Origin of the sequence: Bradyrhizobium retamae, from assembly GCF_001440415.1 — a bacterium.
Classification (GTDB): domain Bacteria; phylum Pseudomonadota; class Alphaproteobacteria; order Rhizobiales; family Xanthobacteraceae; genus Bradyrhizobium; species Bradyrhizobium retamae.
Window position 1 is genome coordinate 180,234 of sequence record NZ_LLYA01000159.1, and the last position, 22,700, is coordinate 202,933.

At 62.9% G+C, this 22,700-nt stretch carries 20 protein-coding genes; 14 read left to right on the forward strand and 6 right to left on the reverse strand.

Features of this window, described 5'->3' with window-relative positions:
• Nucleotides 1–7: 7 nt before the first annotated feature.
• Entirely contained in the window at nt 8–1,078 is a 1,071-nt protein-coding gene (locus CQ13_RS20990) for a DUF2336 domain-containing protein (protein WP_057844730.1), read from the reverse strand.
• A 337-nt stretch (nt 1,079–1,415) separates the two neighbouring features.
• Here CQ13_RS20990 and rimP point away from each other — a divergent pair, with 337 nt between their 5' ends.
• The 9 genes from rimP (at nt 1,416) to CQ13_RS21035 (ending at nt 12,708) form a co-directional block, all read left to right on the forward strand.
• Nucleotides 1,416–2,180 (forward strand): ribosome maturation factor RimP, encoded by a 765-nt coding sequence (rimP, locus tag CQ13_RS20995; protein ID WP_057844731.1) that lies wholly within the window; start codon nt 1,416–1,418, stop codon nt 2,178–2,180.
• 3 nt (nt 2,181–2,183) lie between these two features.
• Nucleotides 2,184–3,794 (forward strand): transcription termination factor NusA, encoded by a 1,611-nt coding sequence (gene nusA, locus CQ13_RS21000; RefSeq protein ID WP_057844732.1) that lies wholly within the window; start codon nt 2,184–2,186, stop codon nt 3,792–3,794.
• 75 nt (nt 3,795–3,869) lie between these two features.
• Nucleotides 3,870–4,553, forward strand: coding sequence for an RNA-binding protein (locus CQ13_RS21005; RefSeq protein ID WP_057844733.1), 684 nt, complete (start codon nt 3,870–3,872; stop codon nt 4,551–4,553).
• Between the two features lie 75 nt (nt 4,554–4,628).
• The gene (gene infB, locus CQ13_RS21010; protein ID WP_057844734.1) at nt 4,629–7,277 is read left to right on the forward strand and encodes a translation initiation factor IF-2; all 2,649 of its coding nucleotides are present in this window, start codon (nt 4,629–4,631) and stop codon (nt 7,275–7,277) included.
• Nucleotides 7,278–7,442: 165 nt separating this feature from the next.
• Nucleotides 7,443–7,856, forward strand: coding sequence for a 30S ribosome-binding factor RbfA (gene rbfA / locus CQ13_RS21015; protein ID WP_057844735.1), 414 nt, complete (start codon nt 7,443–7,445; stop codon nt 7,854–7,856).
• Entirely contained in the window at nt 7,856–8,989 is a 1,134-nt protein-coding gene (gene truB, locus CQ13_RS21020) for a tRNA pseudouridine(55) synthase TruB (RefSeq protein WP_057844736.1), read from the forward strand. The genes rbfA and truB overlap by 1 nt, the downstream gene beginning before the upstream one ends.
• A gap of 2 nt (nt 8,990–8,991) precedes the next feature.
• Nucleotides 8,992–9,261, forward strand: a complete 270-nt coding sequence (gene rpsO / locus CQ13_RS21025; protein ID WP_028347859.1) for a 30S ribosomal protein S15 — start codon at nt 8,992–8,994, stop codon at nt 9,259–9,261.
• Nucleotides 9,262–9,580: 319 nt separating this feature from the next.
• Nucleotides 9,581–11,737, forward strand: coding sequence for a polyribonucleotide nucleotidyltransferase (pnp, locus tag CQ13_RS21030; protein ID WP_057844737.1), 2,157 nt, complete (start codon nt 9,581–9,583; stop codon nt 11,735–11,737).
• A gap of 224 nt (nt 11,738–11,961) precedes the next feature.
• Nucleotides 11,962–12,708: a superoxide dismutase gene (locus tag CQ13_RS21035; RefSeq protein ID WP_057844738.1), complete on the forward strand. Its 747-nt coding sequence runs from the start codon at nt 11,962–11,964 to the stop codon at nt 12,706–12,708.
• Nucleotides 12,709–12,776: 68 nt separating this feature from the next.
• Here CQ13_RS21035 and katG read toward each other — a convergent pair whose 3' ends face one another.
• Entirely contained in the window at nt 12,777–14,930 is a 2,154-nt protein-coding gene (katG, locus tag CQ13_RS21040; protein WP_057844739.1) for a catalase/peroxidase HPI, read from the reverse strand.
• A 103-nt stretch (nt 14,931–15,033) separates the two neighbouring features.
• Here katG and CQ13_RS21045 point away from each other — a divergent pair, with 103 nt between their 5' ends.
• The 4 genes from CQ13_RS21045 (at nt 15,034) to CQ13_RS21060 (ending at nt 18,162) form a co-directional block, all read left to right on the forward strand.
• Nucleotides 15,034–15,972, forward strand: coding sequence for a LysR substrate-binding domain-containing protein (locus CQ13_RS21045; RefSeq protein WP_057844740.1), 939 nt, complete (start codon nt 15,034–15,036; stop codon nt 15,970–15,972).
• 29 nt (nt 15,973–16,001) lie between these two features.
• The gene (locus CQ13_RS21050; protein WP_057844741.1) at nt 16,002–16,457 is read left to right on the forward strand and encodes a GNAT family N-acetyltransferase; all 456 of its coding nucleotides are present in this window, start codon (nt 16,002–16,004) and stop codon (nt 16,455–16,457) included.
• Nucleotides 16,458–16,759: 302 nt separating this feature from the next.
• Nucleotides 16,760–17,374 (forward strand): hypothetical protein, encoded by a 615-nt coding sequence (locus CQ13_RS21055; protein ID WP_245309250.1) that lies wholly within the window; start codon nt 16,760–16,762, stop codon nt 17,372–17,374.
• 191 nt (nt 17,375–17,565) lie between these two features.
• On the forward strand, nt 17,566–18,162 hold the full coding sequence (locus CQ13_RS21060) for a glutathione S-transferase family protein (RefSeq protein WP_057844743.1): 597 nt from the start codon (nt 17,566–17,568) through the stop codon (nt 18,160–18,162).
• Nucleotides 18,163–18,278: 116 nt separating this feature from the next.
• Here the strand turns inward: CQ13_RS21060 and fabI are convergent, their stop codons facing one another.
• The 3 genes from fabI to fabA all read right to left on the reverse strand — a co-directional run bounded on the left by fabI (nt 18,279) and on the right by fabA (nt 21,065).
• Nucleotides 18,279–19,079 (reverse strand): enoyl-ACP reductase FabI, encoded by an 801-nt coding sequence (fabI, locus tag CQ13_RS21065; protein ID WP_057844744.1) that lies wholly within the window; start codon nt 19,077–19,079, stop codon nt 18,279–18,281.
• A gap of 175 nt (nt 19,080–19,254) precedes the next feature.
• Nucleotides 19,255–20,478 carry a beta-ketoacyl-ACP synthase I gene (gene fabB / locus CQ13_RS21070; protein ID WP_057844745.1) on the reverse strand — a complete coding sequence of 408 codons (1,224 nt, stop codon included), beginning with the start codon at nt 20,476–20,478 and terminating at the stop codon, nt 19,255–19,257.
• Between the two features lie 62 nt (nt 20,479–20,540).
• Entirely contained in the window at nt 20,541–21,065 is a 525-nt protein-coding gene (gene fabA / locus CQ13_RS21075) for a 3-hydroxyacyl-[acyl-carrier-protein] dehydratase FabA (RefSeq protein WP_057844746.1), read from the reverse strand.
• 335 nt (nt 21,066–21,400) lie between these two features.
• On the opposite strand from fabA, the gene irrA reads away from it, so the two are divergent.
• Complete coding sequence (gene irrA / locus CQ13_RS21080) at nt 21,401–21,892, forward strand: iron response transcriptional regulator IrrA (protein WP_057844747.1); 492 nt, start codon at nt 21,401–21,403, stop codon at nt 21,890–21,892.
• A 112-nt stretch (nt 21,893–22,004) separates the two neighbouring features.
• Here the strand turns inward: irrA and CQ13_RS21085 are convergent, their stop codons facing one another.
• Nucleotides 22,005–22,532: an SH3 domain-containing protein gene (locus tag CQ13_RS21085; protein ID WP_057844748.1), complete on the reverse strand. Its 528-nt coding sequence runs from the start codon at nt 22,530–22,532 to the stop codon at nt 22,005–22,007.
• Between the last annotated feature and the right edge of the window lie 168 nt (nt 22,533–22,700).

Below are 22,700 nucleotides of genomic sequence, written 5' to 3' on the forward strand. Positions count from 1 at the left end.
GAGGCCGTTACCGCGTTTTCCAGAACTCGACGACGCGCTGGGCGGTCATGGGCATCAGGCGCACGTAGTTCACACGCGCGCTTTCGATGTCGGCAGGTGATGCCGTCCGGTTCGGACCGAGCCGAAGGATGATCAGCGCGCGCACCGTCGCCCATTCGAGATCGATGGCCTTGCCGGCGATCAGGATCGGATCGTAGCGATCGCCGCTGATCAGGCGGTCGAGGGTTTCGATCTTGACGCCGGTCAATGCCGACAGCGCGGCGATCGATTCCTCGTATTTGAAGGCCCTGGCAAAGTTGAGCAATGCGCCTTCGCCGAGTGCGCCTTCGCGATGAAGTTTCAGCACCGTGCGCTGCGCCGGCACAAAGTCGCGTCGCTCCTCACGTTCGGACGGGCCGGTGATGGCAGTCATTGCCTGCTTGATATCGGCCTGCCGCTCGGGCTTGACGACTTGGAACAGGCGGCGACGGATGACGTCAATGGAGCCGGAGAGCAACTCCTTCAATTGCGTAGGTGACAGATCGTCGCGCTGGCCGAGCCTGATCGTCAGCACGCCGTCCTGGCCGGCGCGCTTGATCAGCGTCGAATAGCCCTCCGATGAAAAGGCCGCGCCCGCATTGCCGGCGGCGAGCCTGACCACCGCTCGGTCGCCGCGGGCGACCATGACGTCGGTGAGATCGGCCGAAAGCGTCGGCCGCTCCGCCATCGCCAGCAGATGACCCTGGCCCTTCATGGACGCAATTTCGAGCAGCATCTTTTCGTCGATGACCGGCGAGCGGCGCAGCAACGGGCCTGCAATGGCGATTTCATCCTCATGAGCGAGTTGGCCGACCAAGCCACGGGGCGCATTCGCCAGCGTCGACAAGCGCTCGGCCAACTCGGCGCGCGCCTCGATCTCGGCATGTGGAACGAGGCTGGTCAGAACGCCGTCGAAAAAATCGACGTGATCGGGGCGGAAGCTTGCCGCCCCCTGCAGGAAAAGCTCGCTGATACGACGCGCGGCGTCGGCGCGGCGCTTGGGGTCGCCACGACTGACAATGTCGTCGAGTTCCGGGATCAGCGATGTTGAAACAATCATAAACCCACCTAAACCGGCCAAAATTGGCGGGTTTTCGGGAAATCTAGGCAGCGTTCATGAATGAAGGGTTAGACTTTACCCCGCTCTCAAAGCTTGGCAAAATCGGCCTTAACGGGATTGCGGGCCTTGTCGGATTGCGGAAAAACCGCTATATCTGCGGCAACTTATGGTTCTCATACGATCGCGTATTGAGAGTGGGCCCCCCGGGACCCGCTCTTTTTTATTACCTGAACCCCCTTGCCCAGAACGGGGCCTCAAGGGCGGTTCGGGGAACCGGCCGGACCTCCGGTTAGGCCTGGCCTAAACCCATGCAAGTAAGACGCTTTTGACCCTGGACATGACCGATCCAACTGCTGTTCCCGAGGATGCCGACCTCTTGGCCGAGCCCCGTCTCGTCGTCGAGCCGGGCGTGGCGGCGCGGGTGTCGGCCGTTGCCGGCCCGGTTTTGCAGGGAATGGGCTACCGGCTGGTCCGGATCAAGATTTCCGGCGAGGCCGGATGCACCGTCCAGATCATGGCGGAGCGGCCCGACGGCTCGATGCAGATCGAGGATTGCGAGGCGATCTCGCGGGCGCTGTCGCCGGTGCTCGACGTCGCCGATCCGATCGAGCGCGCCTACCGTCTGGAGATTTCATCGCCCGGCATCGACCGCCCGCTGGTGCGCCGCTCCGATTTCGAACGCTACGCCGGTCATCTCGTGAAGATCGAAATGGCGGTCGCCCATCAGGGCCGCAAGCGCTTCCGTGGTACGCTCGCCGGTGTCGAAGGCAATGCCGTGCGGCTACATCGGGATGACACACGCGCGGACGAAAATGGCGACGTGCTCCTGGTGATGGAAGACATCTCCGACGCCCGGCTGGTTCTGACCGACGAGTTGATTGCTGAATCGATGCGGCGCGGCAAGCAAGCCGAGCGCGAGTTGAAGCAGAATCTCGGGCTGACGCCGCCGCCTCCGCCGCACGCAAAGAAGAGTGATCCGGCCAAAAGCAACAAACCGAAGCCGAAGCCCGGCAAAAAGCTGGAGCCGACGAATACCAAGAAACACCGCCTCGCCGCAGAAAGACTGCGCAGAGGCGAGATCGATCCTACCGAAGGAGACTAGGTCATGGCAGTCAGTGCCAACAAACTCGAGTTGCTGCAGATCGCAGACGCGGTCGCCCGCGAAAAGTCGATCGACCGCGGCATCGTGATCGCCGCGATGGAAGACGCCATCGCCAAGGCGGCCCGCGCCCGTTACGGCAGCGAGACCGACGTTCACGCCGAGATCGACGCCAAGAAGGGCGAACTGCGGCTGTCCCGCCACATGCTGGTGGTCGATCACGTCGAGAACTCGGCGAACCAGATTTCGTTGGCGGACGCGCAGCGCGCCAATCCGGGCGCCCAGGTCGGCGACACCATCGCCGACACCCTGCCGCCGCTGGAATATGGCCGCATCGCCGCGCAATCCGCCAAGCAGGTGATCGTGCAGAAGGTGCGCGAGGCCGAACGCGACCGGCAATACCAGGAATTCAAGGACCGCATCGGCGACATCGTCAACGGCGTCGTCAAGCGCGTCGAATATGGCAGCGTCATCGTCGATCTCGGCCGCGGTGAAGCCATCATCCGCCGCGACGAAATGCTGCCCCGCGAGGTGTTCCGCAACGGCGACCGCGTCCGCGCCTATATCTTCGATGTCCGCCGCGAAACCCGCGGACCGCAGATCTTCCTCTCCCGCACCCATCCGCAGTTCATGGCCAAGCTGTTCGCGCAGGAAGTGCCGGAAATCTACGACGGCATCGTCGAGATCAAGGCGGTGGCCCGCGATCCCGGCTCGCGCGCGAAAATCGGCGTGATTTCCCGGGATTCCTCGGTGGATCCGGTCGGCGCCTGCGTCGGCATGCGCGGCTCGCGCGTGCAGGCGGTGGTGAACGAACTGCAGGGCGAAAAGATCGACATCATTCCGTGGTCGCCCGACATCGCGACCTTCGTCGTCAACGCGCTGGCGCCCGCCGAAGTCGCCAAGGTCGTGATCGACGAGGACCGCGAGCGGATCGAGGTCGTGGTTCCCGACACCAACAACCAGCTCTCGCTGGCGATCGGCCGGCGCGGACAGAACGTGCGCCTCGCTTCGCAGCTCACCGGCTGGGATATCGACATCCTCACCGAGCAGGAAGAATCCGAGCGCCGTCAGGCCGATTTCGAGAACTCGACCCGCGTTTTCATGGAAGCGCTGAACGTCGACGAAGTGGTGGGTCAGTTGCTGGCATCCGAAGGCTTCACCTCGGTCGAGGAACTGGCGCTGGTCGATGCCAAGGAATTGGCCGGCATCGAGGGTTTCGATGAGGAAACCGCCAACGAGCTGCAGAGCCGGGCGAGAGAATATCTGGAGCAGCTCGAAACCGAGCTGGAAAACAAGCGCAAGGAACTCGGCGTGGAAGATGCAATGAAGAAGGTCCCTGGCGTGACCTCGAAGATGCTGGTGAAGTTCGGCGAAAACGACATCAAGACGGTCGAGGATCTGGCGGGCTGCGCCACCGACGATCTGGTCGGCTGGACCGAGCGCAAGGAAGGCGGCGAGCCGACCAAGCATCCCGGCATTCTCGACGCCAACGAGATCTCGCGCGAAGATGCGGAAGCCATGATCATGCAGGCTCGCGTCATTGCCGGCTGGATCACCGAGGCCGAACTCGCCAAGCAATCCGAGACGGCTGAAGCCACCGAAGACCAGACGGCGTAATGCGGGTGTTCCGCAAAACCGAAACTCTTTTCTGCGCGCAGACCGTGCGCAGATGACTGGAGCCATCAAACAGGCATGCTCGCTTTGGCTGACCCCGATCTCGACCATGGGCCGCGGACCGACAAGTCCGCGACCATGCGGATGTGCGCGGTCAGTCGCGAGGTCCGTCCGGTCGACGAGCTGATCCGGTTCGTTGTCGCCCCCTCGGGCGAGGTGATCCCCGATTTGAAACGCAAGCTGCCCGGCCGCGGCCTCTGGGTTTCGGCCTCGCGCCGGACGGTTGCGGAAGCGGTACGGCGTCACCAATTTAACAGAGGGTTCAAGCGCGACGTCCGGGTCGCGGCGACCCTTCCCGCCGATACCGAGGCACTGCTGGAACGAAGCTGCACCGAGGCACTGGCCATGGCGGCCAAGGCCGGTCAGGTGGTTTCCGGCTTTGCCAAGGTCGAGGGCCTGCTCGAACAGGGCAAGGCCGCAGTCCTGATCCACGCTTCCGACGGCGCGGCCGACGGAATCCGCAAATTGGACGCGATCGCCGGGCAAAGGGGCCGAAATATCGGTGAATCGCGAGATTTGCCGATTGTTACTGCTTTAACCTCGGCACAATTGGATTTGGCACTGGGCCGGTCAAATGTGATACATGCTGCGCTGCTCGCGGGCCCGGCGAGCAAGACGTTCCTGTCGCGCTGCCAGATCCTGGTTCGATACCGGACGGACGACGACGACAAGACCGGGATGGCGGCCAGAAATTCTGACTGACGAAGATTGGTTCCGAAGACCTGCTTTAATGACGGTGCGGAAACCGCACAACGCTAACGAGATTAGGACTGCTGAATGGTTGATACCAAAACGCCTGGCGACAAGACTTTGAGTGTTCCGACCAAGACCTTGACGCTGAAGCCGCGGGTCGAGACGGGCACCGTGCGCCAGAGCTTCAGCCATGGCCGGACCAAGCAGGTCGTGGTCGAAAAGCGTGGCAAGCGCCGCGTCGGCGGCGACGCGCCCCCCACTGAGACGCAAGCGCCCGAGCCGGCCGCCGCCAAGGCGGCGCCCGCTGCGAAAGCCCCCCTCTCCCGCCCTGCAGCAACGCCGGGTGCCGCGCGCGGCGGTTCGGGCGTGGTGCTGCGAACGCTGACGGAAGACGAGCGTTCCGCGCGCGCCAGCGCGCTGGCCGACGCCAAGATGCGCGAAATCGAAGAGCGCCGCCTGGCCGAGGAAGAGGCCAAGCGCCGCGCTAGCCGTGAAGGCATCGAACAGGCCGAACGCGAGGCCGCCGAAGCCCGCCGCAAGGCTGAGGAAGAACGGCACCGCCTGGAAGAGGAAGCCAAGCGCAAGGCCGAAGTCGAGGCCAAGAAGCGATTTGGCGAGACCGAGGCCAAGCCCGCGGCGACACCGGCACCCGCCGCAGCGCGACCCGCCGCAGCCCGCCCGGCCGGCGCCCGTCCGGCGGCAGTGCCGCCCGCGCGCGCCCCGGGCGTTGCCGCCGACGGTTCCGATGAAGACGAAGGTCCGCGTCTCGTTCGGCGTGGGCCCGGCGGCGCCATGCGCCCCGCAACCCCTCCCAAGACCACCCACAAGCCCGGCCCACAGAAGGAACGCGGCCGCCTGACGGTGGTCACCGCGCTCAATGACGACGTGCGCGAGCGTTCGATCGCCTCGTTCCGCCGCCGCACCCAGCGTCTGAAGGGCCACGCCTCCAATGAGCCAAAGGAAAAGCTGATCCGCGAGGTCACGATCCCGGAAGCGATCACCATCCAGGAACTCGCCAACCGCATGTCGGAGCGCGCCGTCGACGTCATCCGCCTGCTGATGAAGCAGGGCGCGATGCACAAGATCACCGACGTGATCGATGCCGACACCGCGCAGCTGATCACCGAGGAAATGGGCCACTCCGTCAAGCGCGTCGCCGCCTCTGACGTGGAAGAGGGCCTGTTCGACGTCGTCGATGATTCCACCGATACCGAACCGCGCTCGCCGGTCGTCACCGTGATGGGCCATGTCGACCACGGCAAGACCTCGCTGCTCGACGCGCTTCGTCACGCCAATGTGGTGTCGGGCGAAGCCGGCGGCATCACCCAGCATATCGGCGCCTACCAGGTGACCTCGCCGGAAAGCGGCAAGAAGATCACCTTCATCGATACGCCCGGCCACGCCGCGTTCACCGCGATGCGTGCGCGCGGCGCCAAGGTCACCGATATCGTGATCCTGGTGGTGGCGGCCGATGACGGCGTCATGCCGCAGACGGTGGAGGCGATCAACCACGCCAAGGCGGCGAAGGTGCCGATGATCGTGGCGATCAACAAGATCGACAAGCCGGACGCCAAGCCGGAACGCGTGCGCACCGAACTCTTGCAGCACGAGGTTCAGGTCGAATCGTTCGGCGGTGAAGTCGTCGACGTCGAGGTCTCCGCCAAGAACAAGACCAATCTCGACAAGCTGCTCGAAATGATCGCGCTGCAGGCCGAGCTTCTCGACCTCAAGACCAATTCGGAGCGGCCTGCCGAAGGCACCGTGATCGAAGCCAAGCTCGATCGTGGCCGCGGCCCGGTTGCGACCGTGCTGGTCCAGCGCGGCACGCTCAAGGTTGGCGACATCATCGTGGCCGGCGCCGAAATGGGCCGTGTCCGCGCGCTGATTTCCGACCAGGGCGAGAACATCGACGAAGCCGGCCCCTCGGTGCCGGTCGAGGTGCTCGGCTTCAACGGCCCGCCGGAAGCCGGCGACCGCCTTGCGGTGGTCGAGAACGAAGCCCGCGCCCGCCAGGTGACGAGCTATCGCGCCCACCAGAAGCGCGAGAACGCCGCTGCCTCGATTTCCGGCATGCGCGGCTCGCTCGAGCAAATGATGTCGCAGCTCAAGACCGCGGGCCGCAAGGAATTCCCGCTGATCGTCAAAGCCGACGTGCAGGGCTCGCTCGAAGCCATTTTGGGTTCGCTGGAAAAACTCGGCACCGACGAAGTCGCCGCGCGCATCCTGCACGCGGGCGTCGGCGGCATCTCCGAATCCGACGTCACGCTGGCGGAAGGCTTCAATGCCGCGATCATCGGCTTCTCGGTGCGTGCCAACAAGGAGGCCGCGGCTGCCGCCAAGCGCAACGGCATCGAGATCCGCTACTACAACATCATCTACGATCTCGTCGACGACATCAAAAAGGCGATGTCCGGCCTGCTCGCGCCGACGCTGCGCGAAACCATGCTGGGCAATGCGCAGATCCTGGAAGTGTTCAACATTTCCAAGGTCGGCAAGGTCGCCGGCTGCCGCGTCACCGACGGCACCGTGGAGCGCGGCGCCAATGTTCGCCTGATCCGCGACAACGTCGTCGTGCACGAAGGCAAGCTTTCTACGCTGAAACGCTTCAAGGACGAAGTGAAGGAAGTGCAGTCCGGCCAGGAATGCGGCATGGCGTTCGAGAATTACGGCGACATGCGTGTCGGCGACGTCATCGAATGCTATCGCGTGGAGACGATCCAGCGCTCTCTGTAAGTCCAAGTCTTACGGAGAGCTTGGAATTTTGAACTAAACCGTCATGCCCCGCCTTGTGCGCAATTGCGCACTGGGGTGGGGCATCCAGTAGCCATCGCAATTAGCAGCACGGAATACTGGATCACCCGCTGTCGCGGGTGATGACGACAATTGGGATTTCGACAAATGCCCCGCCACCACAATAAGGGTTCCGCTCCCGGCGGCTCGCAACGACAATTGCGCGTCGGCGAAACGGTGCGCCATGCGGTCGCCGACATTCTATCGCACGGTAACGTGCACGACCCCGACCTCGAAGGCCACATCATCACCGTTCCCGAGGTGCGAATGTCGCCGGACCTGAAACTCGCGACGATTTACGTGATGCCGCTCGGTGGACGCGACACCGACGTCGTGATTGCGGCGCTCGAACGCAACAAGAAGTTCCTGCGCGGCGAGATCGCGCATCGCGTTAACTTAAAATTTGCTCCCGACCTTCGCTTTCGCGTCGACGAACGATTCGACGAAGCGGAACGGATCGAGAAATTACTGCGAACACCTGCGGTGCAAAGAGACCTTGCACCCGATTCGGACGACGAGTGATGGTTACGACCGCTGCCAACCGCGCGATCGAGCAGCAAACTGCCGATTCGCACGACGCTGAAAAAAATGATTGTTCCGATTCACGCAACGATGGTGAACGCCGCATCGACAACGGTGAACGCCGCACCAACAACGATCCGCGCCACACCAAACAGCCGCGCCAGAACAACCAGCCGCGACGCGACAAGCGCGACGTTCATGGCTGGGTGATCCTGGACAAGCCGATCGGCATGACCTCGACGCATGCGGTCGCCATTCTCAAGCGCCTGTTCCAGGCCAAGCGCGCCGGCCATGCCGGCACGCTCGATCCGTTGGCGTCCGGCGGACTTCCGATCGCGCTCGGCGAGGCAACCAAGACGGTTCCGTTCGTGATGGATGGCCGCAAGCGCTACCGCTTCACGGTCGCCTGGGGCGAGGAGCGCGACACCGACGATACCGAGGGGCGGGTGACCCGGAGCAGCGAACTCCGCCCGTCAGCGGACGCGATCCGGGCCCTGCTGCCCCAGTTTACCGGGCTGATCGAGCAGATCCCGCCGCAATATTCGGCGATCAAGGTCCAGGGCGAACGCGCCTATGACCTGGCGCGGGACGGCGAAACCGTCGAATTGAAGCCACGGCCTGTCGAGATTCACGAATTAACCATTATAGAACATGGAGATAACCGCCAATCCGTGTTCGAGGCGGAGTGTGGCAAGGGCACCTATGTCCGGGCACTGGCCCGCGATATCGGCCGGATTCTGGGCTGTTTCGGCCATATCTGCGCGTTGCGGCGGACGTTGGTCGGCCCGTTCCGCGAGACAGACATGATTCCGCTGGAAGAGTTGGAGGCTTTATGCAATAGAGCCGCGTCTGGCGAGGGAAGCCTCGCCGATGCGCTTTTGCCCGTTGAGACCGCGCTGGACGACATCCCGGCACTGGCCGTCACACGGGCTGATGCGGCAAGGCTCCACAGGGGCCAGGCCGTTTTGTTGCGCGGACGGGATGCGCCCAATAGTAGCGGCACAGTCTATGTCACGGTGGCAGGCCGTCTTTTGGCGCTTGCTGAAATTGGCAATGGCGAACTCATCCCCAAGCGCGTGTTCAACCTGACCGGGCTGACTGCCAGTCCCGGTCGCAGCAACGAGAGAGTTTGACGATGTCGATTACCGCCGAACGCAAAGCGGAAGTCATCAAGACGAATGCCACCAAAGCCGGCGACACCGGCTCGCCCGAGGTCCAGGTTGCGATCCTGTCGGAACGCATCAACAATCTCACGGGCCACTTCAAGACCCACGTGAAGGACAATCATTCACGCCGCGGCCTCCTGAAGCTCGTGTCGACGCGCCGCTCGCTTCTCGACTACATCAAGAAGAAGGACGAGGCGCGTTACAAGGCGTTGCTCGAAAAGCATAACATTCGCCGTTGATTTGAGTGTACGCGCGCGCAGTTTGCGCGCGGTTTCGCATGATTTTCCGCAGAAGCGGCCTCCAGCTTTTGGAGACGATCATGCGCAAGGAGCATCATCCGACAAGGATCGTGCTCGACAAACGTCCAGCAGCAATCCGGCCGCTGGACAGGGCAAGGTGCCCATGACTGCCGGGAGGATGGACGCCATCCGAAAGATGAAGACCATGGCAGGATCGCCGGATGCTGATCTCATGTTGCGATCAGCGTCCCGCCATCTTGCGCATGGTCTTTGTGTTTTTGGGCTCCGCTCTCTCGTGAACCCATGAAAGAAGACCACTATGTTCAATAAGCATTCCGTCGAGATCGACTGGGGTGGACGTCCCCTCAAGCTGGAAACCGGCAAGATCGCCCGTCAGGCCGACGGCGCCGTGATGGCGACCTACGGCGAGACCATCGTGCTTGCCACCGTCGTTGCCGCCAAAGCGCCGCGCGAAGGCGTCGACTTCCTGCCGCTGACCGTGGACTACCAGGAAAAGACCTACGCCGCGGGCCGCATTCCCGGCGGCTATTTCAAGCGCGAGGGACGTCCGACCGAAAAGGAGACGCTGGTCTCCCGCCTGATCGACCGCCCGATCCGTCCGCTGTTTGCCGACGGCTGGCGCAACGAGACGCAAGTCATCGTGACCGTGCTCTCGCACGACATGGAGAACGATCCCGATGTGGTTGCGATGGTCGCCGCCTCGGCCGCGCTGACGCTGTCGGGCGTGCCGTTCAAGGGGCCGATCGGCGCCGCGCGCGTTGCCTTCAGCAACGACGAATACATCCTCAACCCGACGCTCGATGAAATGACCGACACGCAGCTCGACCTCGTCGTCGCCGGCACGTCGGACGCGGTGCTGATGGTCGAATCCGAAGCCAAGGAGCTCTCGGAAGAGATCATGCTCGGCGCGGTCATGTTCGGTCACCGCCATTTCCAGCCGGTGATCAAGGCGATCATCGAGCTGGCCGAGAAAGCCGCCAAGGACCCGCGCGAAGTCACCACCATCGACAACAGCGAGATCGAGAAGGAAATGCTCGGCCTGGTCGAGCAGGACCTGCGCTCGGCCTACGCGATTCCGATCAAGCAGGAGCGCTATGCGGCAGTCGGCAAGGCCAAGGAAAAGGTGATCGCGCACTATTTCCCGGAAGGCCAGGAGCCGAAATACGACAAGCTGCGCATCGCCGGCGTGTTCAAGGAGCTCGAAGCCAAGATCGTTCGCTGGAACATCCTCGATACCGGCAAGCGCATCGACGGCCGCGACGTCAAGACCGTGCGCAACATCATCGCCGAAGTCGGCGTGCTGCCGCGCGCCCATGGTTCGGCGCTGTTCACCCGCGGCGAGACCCAGGCGATGGTCGTGACCACGCTCGGCACCGGCGAGGACGAGCAGTACATCGACGCGCTGGCAGGAACGTATAAGGAGACGTTCCTGCTGCATTACAACTTCCCGCCCTACTCGGTCGGTGAAACCGGACGCCTCGGCGGCACCAAGCGCCGCGAGATAGGCCACGGCAAGCTCGCCTGGCGCGCGATCCATCCGGTGCTGCCGCCGCACCACGAATTCCCTTACACGGTGCGCGTGGTCTCCGAGATCACCGAATCCAACGGCTCGTCGTCGATGGCCTCGGTGTGCGGCGCCTCGCTCGCGCTGATGGATGCGGGCGTTCCCTTGAAGCGGCCGACCGCAGGCATCGCGATGGGCCTGATCCTGGAAGGCTCCCGCTTTGCGGTCCTGTCCGACATTCTCGGCGACGAGGATCATCTCGGCGACATGGACTTCAAGGTGGCGGGCACCGACCAGGGCATCACCTCGCTGCAGATGGACATCAAGATCGAGGGCATCACCGAGGAGATCATGAAGGTGGCGCTCGGCCAGGCGAGGGAAGGACGTGTCCACATCCTCGGCGAAATGGCCAAGGCGCTGACCAACGCCCGCGCCGAGCTCGGCGAATACGCGCCGCGCATCGAGACCTTCAAGATCGCGACCGATAAGATCCGTGAAGTGATCGGCACCGGCGGCAAGGTGATCCGCGAGATCGTCGAAAAGACCGGCGCCAAGGTCAACATCGAGGACGACGGCACCGTCAAGGTCGCCTCCAACGACGGCGAGGCGATGAAGGCCGCGATCAAGTGGATCAAGTCGATCGCCTCCGATCCGGAGATTGGCCAGATCTATGAGGGCACCGTGGTTAAGGTGATGGAGTTCGGCGCGTTCGTGAACTTCTTCGGCGCCAAGGACGGCCTGGTCCACATCAGCCAGCTCGCCGCCAACCGCGTGCAGAAGACCTCCGACGTCGTCAAGGAAGGCGACAAGGTCAAGGTCAAGCTGCTCGGCTTCGACGACCGCGGCAAGACCCGGCTGTCGATGAAGGTGGTCGATCAGGTAACCGGCGAGGACCTCGAGGCCAAACAGAAGGCGGAAGGCCAGGCGCCGCGTGAAGCCGCCGGCGAGTAAGGCATCGCTAAAATGTGAACAAAAGGGCGGCCGAGCGGCCGCCCTTTTTTGTTGGCGGCCTGAGTTACATTGTCGGGACGGCAGCACCTGTGCGATTACGTCGCAGGCTTACGAGGACAGAAAACGAAACCCGATCCTGCCCATCATCCGTACCTTGCCGCGCGCAGCGGCCTACGGCGTTCCGTCCAACGGATATTCACTCAGTTCACTTACAGGAGAAGTCGATGTCATCCATGTCCCGACGCCACTTGATGTTTGCTGCAACCGGTATAGCGGCCATGGCTACAGCCCCACGTCTCGTCTTTGCGCAGGCGGCTGCTCCCGCCCCGGCCGCCGCCCCAACCGGGCCGTTCACGCTGCCGCCGCTGACCTATCCGACCAACGCGTTCGAACCCCACATCGACGCCAAGACGATGGAAATTCACCACGGCAAGCACCATGCAGCCTATGTCGCCAACCTCAACAACGTCGCCAAGACCAATGCGCAATTGGGCACGGCGAAGATCGAGGACGTGCTCGGCAACCTGAATGCGCTCGACGACAGCATCAAATTCACCGTCCGCAACAATCTCGGCGGCCATGCCAACCACACCATGTTCTGGGAGATCATGGGCCCGAACGGCGGCAAGCCGGAGGGCGAGGTGCTGGCGGCGATCGATCGCGATCTCGGCGGCATGGAAAAATTCCAGAACGATTTTAATGCTGCCGGCGGACGCCAGTTCGGCTCGGGCTGGGTGTTCGTGACGGTGGGCAAGGACGGCAAGCTTGCGATCGAGACCCGCCCGAACCAGGACAATCCTATGATGGACGGCAAGCGCGCCCTGATGGGCAACGACGTCTGGGAGCACGCATATTACCTGAACTACCAGAACCGCCGCGCGGATTATCTGAAAGCGTGGTGGAATACGGTGAACTGGGCCAAGATCGCGGAGCGTTATGCCGCGGCGAAGGCCGGTACGCTCGGCGTTTGAGCGCATCCCATATGAAAGGGCGGCCTCTCGGCCGCCCTTTTTTGCTTTCCGGATAGTTCTTGTCAGGATCAGGCGACGTCGAATCGATCGAGGTTCATCACCTTGGTCCACGCCGCCACGAAATCCTTCGCAAACTTCGCCTTCGAGTCCGCGCACGCATAGACTTCCGCGAAGGCGCGGAGCTGCGAGTGCGAACCGAAGATCAGGTCGACGCGGGTGCCGGTCCACTTGACGGCATTCGTCTTGCGGTCTCGGCTCTCGTATACGCCATCGGAGCCGGCGGGCTGCCATTGCGTGCCCATGTCGAGCAGGTTGACGAAGAAATCGTTCGTCAGCGTGCCGGGCTTTTGGGTGAACACGCCGTGCTTCGACCCGCCGCAATTGGCGCCGAGGACGCGCAGGCCGCCGACGAGCACCGTCATCTCGGGTCCCGTCAGCCGCAGCAACTGCGCCCGGTCCACCAATGCTTCCTCAGGCTGCATGAACTGGTGCTTCTTAGCACTGACGAAGTTGCGGAAGCCGTCGGCACGCGGTTCGAGCGGGGCGAAGGATTCGACGTCGGTCTGCTCCTGCGAGGCGTCCATGCGACCCGGCGTGAACGGCACCTTGACGTCTAGTCCGGCGTCCTTGGCGGCTTTTTCGACCGCCGCGCAGCCGCCGAGAACGATCAGGTCGGCAAGCGAAACCTTCTTGCCGAACTCCTTCTGGATCGCTTCGAGCTTCTGCAGCACGGTGTTGAGCTCGGCCGGCTGGTTGACCTCCCAGTTTTTCTGCGGGCTGAGGCGAATCCGCGCACCGTTCGCGCCACCGCGCTTGTCGGAGCCGCGGAACGTCGAGGCCGACGCCCATGCGGTCGAAACGAGCTGGGACACCGACAGGCCGGAGGCGAGAATCTTCGCCTTCAGCGCGGCGATGTCCGCCTCGCCGATCAGCGGATGATCGACCGCCGGAATCGGGTCCTGCCAGATCAGCGTTTCCTTCGGCACCAGCGGGCCGAGGTAACGCGCGATCGGGCCCATGTCGCGGTGCGTGAGCTTGAACCAGGCACGCGCGAACGCATCCGCGAACTGATCCGGATGCTCGTAGAAGCGCCGCGAGATCTTCTCGTAGGCCGGGTCGAGGCGCAGCGACAGGTCGGTGGTCAGCATGGTCGGCACATGCTTCTTGGACTTGTCGTAGGCGTCCGGGATCGTGGCTTCCGCGCCTTTCGCCTTCCACTGCTTCGCGCCAGCCGGGCTCTGCGTCAGTTCCCATTCGTTTTCGAACAGGTTCTTGAAGAACAGATTGCTCCACTTGGTCGGCGTCTGCGTCCACGTGACTTCAGGGCCGCCGGTGATGGCGTCGGCGCCGACGCCCGTGCCATGCTTGCTCTTCCAGCCAAGGCCCTGATCCTCCAGCGCACCGCTTTCCGGGTCAGCTCCGACCAGCGACGGATCGCCGGCACCATGGGTCTTGCCGAAGGAGTGGCCGCCGGCAATCAGGGCGACAGTTTCCTCGTCGTTCATCGCCATGCGGAAGAAGGTCTCGCGGATATCCTTGGCCGCCGCGATCGGGTCCGGATTGCCGTTCGGCCCTTCCGGGTTGACGTAGATGAGGCCCATCTGCACGGCGCCGAGCGGCTCGGCGAGCTGACGCTCGCCGCTGTAGCGTTCGTCGCCGAGCCAGGTGCCTTCGGGACCCCAGAACAGCTCTTCGGGCTCCCAGACGTCGGCGCGGCCGCCGGCGAAGCCGAACGTTTTGAAGCCCATCGATTCCAGCGCGACGTTGCCGGCCAGAATCATCAGGTCGGCCCATGAGATTTTCTGGCCGTATTTCTGCTTGATCGGCCACAACAGCCGGCGCGCCTTGTCGAGGTTGGCGTTGTCAGGCCAGCTATTCAGCGGCGCGAAGCGCTGCTGACCCGCGCCGGCGCCGCCGCGGCCATCCGTGATGCGGTAGGTGCCCGCGCTGTGCCACGCCATGCGGATCATCAGGCCGCCATAGTGACCGAAGTCGGCCGGCCACCATTCCTGCGAGTCCGTCATCAACGCGTGCAGGTCCTTGATCACGGCATTGAGGTCGAGCGTCTTGAATTCCTTGGCGTAGTCGAACGCCTCGCCCATCGGGTCGGAGAGGTTGGAATTGCGGTGAAGAACCGACACGTCGAGCGCGTCCGGCCACCAGTCGCGGTTCGTGCGTGCGCGATTGCCGCCCGAGAACGGGCATTTGGTTTTGTCATCCATGATTGTCTCCTGAGGTCGCTTCCTGTTCGGATTGGAAGCACTCTAAGCAGTGCCTTCCATCAGGTGAAGTTGATTTTAATGATCGGACTGATAAGATATTCTGATGATCCAGATGACGCTCAGACAGCTTCGCTATTTCGATGCGCTGGCACGTCACGGCCATTTCGGACGCGCAGCAGAGGCATGTTCGATCTCGCAGCCGGCGCTGTCGATGCAAATCAAGGAAATGGAAGAGGTCCTAGGCGGCGTGCTGCTGGAACGAAGCGCACGACAAGTGACGCTGACGAAATTCGGCGAAGAGATCGTCCAGCGTGTCCGCGACATCCTGCGCTCGGTGGATGAACTCGGAGATTTTGCCCGTGCCTCGCGGGACCGGCTCGCAGGGCGCTTACGCATCGGCATGATTCCTACGATTGCGCCTTATCTTTTGCCGAAGGTGATCGAGCATCTCGCGCGCCTGCATCCGGAGCTCGACATTCACGTGCGTGAGACGCTAACGCCGAAGCTGATCAAGGAAGTCGTCGAGGGCCGGCTCGATACCGCGATCGTTGCGCTGCCGGTGTCGGAGCCTTCCCTGACCGAGGTCGCGTGTTTTTCTGAGAATTTTCTGCTCGTGCGGCCGGGCGAGGATGAAGGAACGCCGGTACCAAGTCACGAGACGCTGCGCGAAATGCGGCTCTTGCTGCTTGAGGAGGGCCACTGCTTCCGCGATCAGGCGCTGTCGTTCTGCAACATGCAGTCCTCGCCGCCGCGGGAAGTCCTGGACGCAAGCTCACTGTCGACGCTCGTGCAAATGGTCGGCGCCGGTATCGGCGTCACCCTGATCCCGGAAATGGCGGTCGCGGTGGAAACCCGCTCGGCGCCGGTCTCCGTCGCCCGCTTCAGGAATCCGCAGCCGTCGCGAACCATCGGCATGGTCTGGCGCAAGACGAGCCCGCTCGCCGGGCAGCTCCAGCAGATCTCCGAAGTGGTTTGCCTCGCAGCCGACGCATTGCGCGAACAGCGCAAGACGGGATCGTCATCACGAAAATCGCGCGCCTGACAAGCCGGGCATCTTGGGAGATAGCGACCTTGTCACAACCGATCATCCGCCTCGCCCGCGCAGACGAGTACGACGAGGTCGCCCGGGTCTGGATGGACAGTTGGGTCTCGACCGGATTGGAAGATGCCAGCGACGCCCTGCTGGCAAAATTGCGCGCACGCGTCCCGATGGAGGTGGAGAAGGGCTGGAGGCTTTACGTCGCCGACGATAACGGGAAATTGGCGGCGATGCTCGCGTTGCATCTTTCAGCTCGTTATCTCGACCAGTTGTTCGTCGCGCCGGAATATCAGGGTAATGGCGTCGGACGCCAACTACTCGCCTTTACGCGCAAACATCTGCCGGACGAAATCTGGCTGCGTTGCGTGCGAGAGAACGAAAAGGCCTGGCGCTGGTACGAGCGCGAGGGCTTTGTGTTCGAGAAGGAAGAGGTCGAACCGGCGATCAGCCGCTTCATGAAATATTATCGCTGGCGAAAATCGGCGTGAAGGCCATCGCTCGGCTTGCGGAAGGGGGCTGCACCCTCTAGTTTATTTCCTCATTGTCATCAACTCTGGTTCTTCAGGCCATGTTCCGTAGCTTCGCTGCCGCCATCCTCGTGTCATGCTTCGCGGCAGCAGGATGGGCCCAATCCCCTTCAACAGCGAACGCCCCGGCGGCATCGACACCCGCAAAAGCCGTCACAAAGAAAGCGGCGCCAAAGGCCAAGGCGGCCGCGAAACAACCGGTTGCTGCGGAAACGGGTCCTTGCCGACTTGGCGTCATTTCGGCGCTCGAGGACCGCTTTGCTGTGCAAAAATTTGGCCTCACGATATTTGAGACCGAGGAGAGCGCGGTCACGGTCGAGGGATGGGGACTCGATGATCTCGTAGTCGCGCGGATACGCGCGGCGACCGGCACTGATCCAGCCGTGCGGAGGATCACCTATCCGAGGGGCGCGTTTGAGCCCTTCTATAATCCGACGTCACGATTCTTGCCCGATCCCCGCGAGGGCCTGCCGGCGATCGTCAGGAGTATCACGCCGGCTGCGAACTGCGAGCGCTACCTTGTTGTAACCCGATTCAAGGGGCAGGTGCCGGGCACCAATCTGATGCTTGACGGCGTCGGCGCATATAGTCGCGGGCTAGGATCAGTCGTCAGGCACTCACACCTGTTCGCCAATATTGGGATGACCCTGCTCGACGGCGGCAGCTACGAGACTATTGGCCGTCCGTTCGCTGGTTTAGGTACGCGACTGACCGAAGGCTTGCGACTGACCGAAGATCCGCTCACCAAACTCGACAACTCGCTGTTTCCCGAACCGGCGACAGCCGTTCCGGGTAATGCGATGCTTCGTGAGAGAACCCGTGCGCTAGTTGCGGCAAGGCTCGATCAGACGCTGCCTGACTATCTCAAGAACGATTGAGCACTCCCGCATAGCAAGGCCACAGTGGTTCGAGACTCTGGAAATCGCCAACCGATCTGCTGCGCGAAATGAAGTTGACCAATATATCGTTGGAGCACGGCTCGTTGGTTCCAGGCGTAGTGTGTTGCCAATTCACGTCAGACGCGCAATGAACAAGCGCTATTCGTCCACGCCGAAGAACGGTTCATCCCATGATCCAACTCTACTGGTCGCCGCGCTCCCGCTCCTTCTCCGCGATCTGGCTGCTGGAAGAAGCCGGGCTGCCTTATGAGCGCGTGCTCACCGACATCACCACGGGCGCGCAGAAGGCGCCGGAATATCTAGCGATCAATCCGATGGGCAAGGTGCCGGGATTGAAGGACGGCGACGCCGCGCTCGGGGAGGCGGCAGCGATCTGCGCCTACGTCGCCGACCGCTATCCCGAAACCAACCTTGCGCCGGCCGCCACCGATCCGCTGCGCGCAAGATACCTGCAGTGGCTGTTCTTCTCGCCGAGCTGCATCGAACCCGCGCTGATCCAGCTCTTCACGAAGTTGGAGGTGCCGTCGAGCACAGCGTCATGGGGCAGTGCGGCCCAGACGTTCGACGTGCTGGATGCCGCCCTGGAGAAGGGCCCCTGGATTCTCGGCGAGAAGTTCTCGGCCGCCGACATCATGCTCGGCTCGGGGCTGAATTTTGCGGTGCGGATGTTCAAGATGGTGCCGCCACGGCCGTCATTCGACGCTTATATCGACCGCTGTGCGGCGCGTCCGGCATTCCAGCGCGCGGAGAAGATCACGGCGGGATGATCGAGGAGGGCAAAGCGCAGCGTGCCCACCGCTCAAAATGCAATCTGGGGATAGGTGGTGGGCACGGCGCTAATGCGCCTTTGCCCACCCTAAGAATCTGCCGTGCATTGGCAGCCCTACTCGCCCTTCAGCTCTTCCGGCCGCGGCATCGAGATCACGTTGTAACCGGAATCGACGTAGTGGATTTCGCCAGTGACGCCGCCCGACAGGTCAGACAACAGATAGAGCGCGGAGCCGCCGAGTTCTTCCAGCGTCACGCCGCGGCCGAGCGGCGAGTGTTTCTGCTGGAAGGCGAACATCGCGCGCGCATCGCCGATGCCGGAGCCCGCCAGCGTGCGCACCGGGCCGGCCGAGATCGAATTGATGCGGATCTTGCGCGGGCCGAAGTCGGCAGCGAGATAGCGTACCGACGCTTCCAGCGCCGCTTTCGCCACACCCATTACATTGTAATTCGGCATCACGCGCACCGACCCGCCGAAGGTCAGCGTAATCATGGAGCCACCGGTCTCGGGCATAAGCTCGGCGGCGCGCTTGGCAATTTCGGTGAACGAAAAGCAGGAGATCAGCATGGTACGCGAAAAGTTCTCGCGCGTGGTATCGGCATAGCGCCCCTTCAACTCGTTCTTGTCGGAGAACGCAATCGCGTGGACGAGGAAGTCGAGCCCGCCCCATTTGGCCTTCAGCGCCGCGAAAGCCGAATCGACGCTGGCAAGGTCTTCGACGTCGCACGACAGCACCGTATCGGCGCCGAGCGATTGCGCCAGCGGCTTGACGCGCTTGCCGAGCGCCTCGCCCTGATAGGTGAAGGCGAGCTCGGCGCCCTGCGCTTGAAGCGCCTTGGCGATGCCCCAGGCGATCGAATGATCATTGGCGACGCCCATAATCAGCCCGCGCTTTCCCTTCATCAGGTCTTGCATTCGCCTACACTCCACTCATTTCGTTGATGACATCGCCCGCGAATGCGAGTGATCCAGTATTCCAGAGACATTGACGATTGGCTCGAGGGGCCGCAGCGTACTGGATGCCCCGACGGGGCCTATCATCGGGCTCGCCGAAGGCGAGACCGGGTGGCGGAGCATGACGGCCAGTATCTCACGCATCCAGCCGCTTGAACACCAGCGTGGCGTTGGTGCCGCCGAAGCCGAAGGAGTTCGACAGCACGGTGCCGAGCTTGGCGTTGTCGATGCGCTTGCGCACGATCGGCATGTCGGCAAACACCGGATCGAGTTCGGTGATATGGGCACTCTCGCAGACGAAGCCGTTGTTCAGCATCAGGAGCGAATAGATCGCCTCCTGCACGCCGGTAGCGCCGAGCGAATGGCCGGTCAACGCCTTGGTCGCCGAGATCGGAGGGCACTTGTCGCCGGTGCCGAACACCTTTCGGATCGCCTCGATCTCCGGCGGATCGCCGGCCGGCGTCGAGGTGGCGTGCGGATTGATATAGTCGATCGGCGTCTTCACCGTCGAAATCGCCATGCGCATGCACCGCTCGGCGCCTTCGCCCGACGGCGCCACCATGTCGTAACCGTCCGACGTTGCGCCATAGCCGACCAGTTCGCCGTAAATGCGCGCGCCGCGCGCCTTGGCACGTTCGAGCTCTTCCAGCACCAGCACGCCGGCGCCACCGGCAATGACAAAACCATCACGGCTGATGTCGTAGGGCCGCGAGGCCGTAGCGGGCGTGTCATTGTATTTGGACGACATTGCGCCCATGGCGTCGAACAGCACCGACAGGGTCCAGTCGAGCTCCTCGCAACCGCCGGCGAAGATCACATCCTGCTTGCCGATCTGGATCGTCTCATAGGCGTTGCCGATGCAATGGTTGGAGGTCGCGCAGGCCGACGAGATCGAATAATTCACGCCCTTGATCTTGAACCAGGTTGCCAACGTCGCCGAGGCCGTTGATGACATGCCCTTCGGCACCGCGAACGGGCCGATCCGCTTCGGACCCTTGGTGCGCGCGATGTCGGCTGCTTCCACCAGCGTCCGCGTCGACGGTCCGCCCGACCCCATGATGATGCCGGTGCGCTCATTGGAGACTTCGTTGGCTTCAAGGCCGGAATCGCGGATCGCCTGCTCCATCGCGACGTGATTCCAAGCCGCTCCTTCGGCGAGGAATCGCATGGCGCGGCGATCGATGACGTCAGCGGGATTGAGCGTTGGCGCGCCCTGCACCTGCGAGCGAAAACCGAGCTCGGCGTGCTTTTCCGCACGCGTGATGCCGGACTTTGCCTCGCGAAGGCTCGCAAGCACTTCCTGGGTGTTGTTTCCGATGGATGAGACGATACCCATCCCCGTGATGACAACCCGCCTCATGATCGCCTCGCCTCGCCGTTTACGTTGTTCTGTGAAGGTGTGCTGCTGCTTGATCGCGTTGCTCAGCCGCCCGGCGCGGAGCCCTGCTTGAACAGCCCGACCTTCAGATCCTTGGCGCGATAGATAATCTCGCCATCCATGGAAAGCCAGCCGTCGCCAACGCCGAGCACCAGCTTTGAACGCATCACGCGTTTCATGTCGATGTTGTACACAACCTTGCGGGCGTTCGGCAGCACCTGGCCGGAGAACTTCAATTCCCCGAGCCCCAGCGCCCGGCCGCGTCCCTCGCCGCCGATCCAGCCGAGGTAAAATCCGACCATCTGCCACATCGCGTCCAGGCCAAGGCAGCCCGGCATGACCGGGTCATTCTTGAAATGGCAGCCGAAAAACCACAGGTCCGGCTTCACATCGAGTTCGGCACGGATCAGACCCTTGCCGAACTCGCCGCCCTTGTCGGTGATCTCGGTGATGCGGTCGAACATCAGCATCGGCGGCAGCGGTAACTGCGCATTTCCGGGACCGAACATCTCGCCGCGGCCGCAGGCGAGCAAATCCTCATATTCATAACCGCTGCGCCGATCCAGCATCGTGTTCAGCCTCACCTTAGATGTCCCGATGGAGCGCTTTTGAGCGAACCGGACCCGTTTCCCCGCGGGAGAACGCTTGTTTTCCCGCAATTTGGCGCTACTTAGGGTGCTATCGGCGTCAGTCTCTGCCGAAATCGCATATGTGGTCCGCGCGCTCTGTAACATAGGCATTACGGCCCGGCAAAGCGCTGGAACGGGCTAAAACGCCCCATAGTCACGCCGGTTCCTCTTAACCTTGGGCCGGTTCTAGTTGCGAAAAACTTGCATCTACCTGATTTCCTTTTATATTGGGCAAGAATATTGCCCAAGTTAAGCGTGTGGTACCCGAAGTGGACATGAACGACCAAGCCTCGCCCCTGAACGACGACGGTATTGATCCGGCCGCCCGCGCCGCCGGACACCAGCCGGCGTTGACCGGCTGTCCTTGGCACGACGTCAACGAAATGCTGCAGGCCGCAGGTCTGCGGCCCACCCGCCAGCGCATGGCGCTGGGCTGGCTACTGTTCGGCAAGGGGGCCCGCCATCTGACCGCGGAAATGCTCTACGAGGAGGCGACGCTCGCCAAGGTTCCGGTGTCGCTGGCCACCGTCTACAACACGCTTAATCAGCTCACCGACGCTGGCCTGTTGCGCCAGGTCTCGGTCGACGGCACCAAGACCTATTTCGACACCAACGTCACCGCGCATCACCACTTCTATCTCGAGAACAACCACGAGCTGGTCGACATTCCCGATCCGCATCTGGTGTTGTCGAAGATGCCCGACGTGCCCGAGGGCTACGAGATCGCCCGCGTCGACATGGTCGTGCGGCTGCGCAAGAAGCGCTGACTGCAAAGGCGCGTTTGCGCCGTGCCCACCATCTATCCAACGCTGCTGAAGAAATGGTGGGCACGCTTCGCTTCGCCCATCCTACAGTTCTGCGCACGACGCGCTGGCGGCCTCAATCCACCCTCTCATCTGCATACACGCCCCATAGGCGCTGCTGCTCGATCCAGCCGTCGAAGCCGTTGCCGACAACGCGGCACCAGCCATTGGCGCATTTTTTTACTTGCGCGACCACGCCGGCCTGCAGGCGGGCGGCGACCGCGCTGGTCGGATCGGGACTATCGTACAGCGGCGCCAACTCGTCCTTGCTCTTCATGGTGACGACCGCAGTGCGGCGGCCGGACAGCAGCGAATGATAGACCCAGCCCTCGGCGCCTTCGGAATCGCGCACGCGCCGCCAGTTCTCGAACTCGGCGGTGATTTCGACCGGCAAGCCCGAGCGGGTATAGACCCAGGCGACGTCGTTGTCCTTGGTAGGACCGGCCCGCACATTCACATGATCGGATTTGAGGCTGACATATCGCGGCACCGGCAGGCCGCTCGTGGTGGTGGCCGAATCCTTGGCCGAAAACCCTGTGCTGACGGAAGCGACAAGCCAGCCCGCCGCCAGCACCGCTACCGAACAGAAACGCCCCAACGCCATCAACCCGTCTCCTGCCGAGCCTCGCCCAACTCGAATGCTCCGAGTTGAAACCGCCCGCTAGCGCCCGAAACCCCAGACCCCGTGCCCCGCTTTGGCCGCGCCCGGCTTGCGACGGCCGAGGGTTCTTGTCTTGGCCCGGTCTTCTGATAGAGAGGACGGAACGCCTAG

Bases quoted from the DNA above. Each gene is read 5' to 3' on its own strand.
- nusA (WP_057844732.1), top strand. From the start codon at position 2,184: ATGGCAGTCAGTGCCAACAAACTCGAGTTGCTGCAGATCGCAGACGCG.
- CQ13_RS21045 (WP_057844740.1), top strand. From the start codon at position 15,034: ATGATCCAGATGACGCTCAGACAGCTTCGCTATTTCGATGCGCTGGCA.
- fabB (WP_057844745.1), bottom strand. From the start codon at position 20,478: ATGAGGCGGGTTGTCATCACGGGGATGGGTATCGTCTCATCCATCGGA.
- truB (WP_057844736.1), top strand. From the start codon at position 7,856: ATGGTTACGACCGCTGCCAACCGCGCGATCGAGCAGCAAACTGCCGAT.
- CQ13_RS20990 (WP_057844730.1), bottom strand. From the start codon at position 1,078: ATGATTGTTTCAACATCGCTGATCCCGGAACTCGACGACATTGTCAGT.
- rpsO (WP_028347859.1), top strand. From the start codon at position 8,992: ATGTCGATTACCGCCGAACGCAAAGCGGAAGTCATCAAGACGAATGCC.
- rimP (WP_057844731.1), top strand. From the start codon at position 1,416: ATGACCGATCCAACTGCTGTTCCCGAGGATGCCGACCTCTTGGCCGAG.
- katG (WP_057844739.1), bottom strand. From the start codon at position 14,930: ATGGATGACAAAACCAAATGCCCGTTCTCGGGCGGCAATCGCGCACGC.
- irrA (WP_057844747.1), top strand. From the start codon at position 21,401: ATGAACGACCAAGCCTCGCCCCTGAACGACGACGGTATTGATCCGGCC.
- CQ13_RS21035 (WP_057844738.1), top strand. From the start codon at position 11,962: ATGTCATCCATGTCCCGACGCCACTTGATGTTTGCTGCAACCGGTATA.
- CQ13_RS21085 (WP_057844748.1), bottom strand. From the start codon at position 22,532: ATGGCGTTGGGGCGTTTCTGTTCGGTAGCGGTGCTGGCGGCGGGCTGG.
- CQ13_RS21005 (WP_057844733.1), top strand. From the start codon at position 3,870: ATGCTCGCTTTGGCTGACCCCGATCTCGACCATGGGCCGCGGACCGAC.
- CQ13_RS21060 (WP_057844743.1), top strand. From the start codon at position 17,566: ATGATCCAACTCTACTGGTCGCCGCGCTCCCGCTCCTTCTCCGCGATC.
- fabA (WP_057844746.1), bottom strand. From the start codon at position 21,065: ATGCTGGATCGGCGCAGCGGTTATGAATATGAGGATTTGCTCGCCTGC.
- pnp (WP_057844737.1), top strand. From the start codon at position 9,581: ATGTTCAATAAGCATTCCGTCGAGATCGACTGGGGTGGACGTCCCCTC.
- infB (WP_057844734.1), top strand. From the start codon at position 4,629: ATGGTTGATACCAAAACGCCTGGCGACAAGACTTTGAGTGTTCCGACC.
- rbfA (WP_057844735.1), top strand. From the start codon at position 7,443: ATGCCCCGCCACCACAATAAGGGTTCCGCTCCCGGCGGCTCGCAACGA.
- fabI (WP_057844744.1), bottom strand. From the start codon at position 19,079: ATGCAAGACCTGATGAAGGGAAAGCGCGGGCTGATTATGGGCGTCGCC.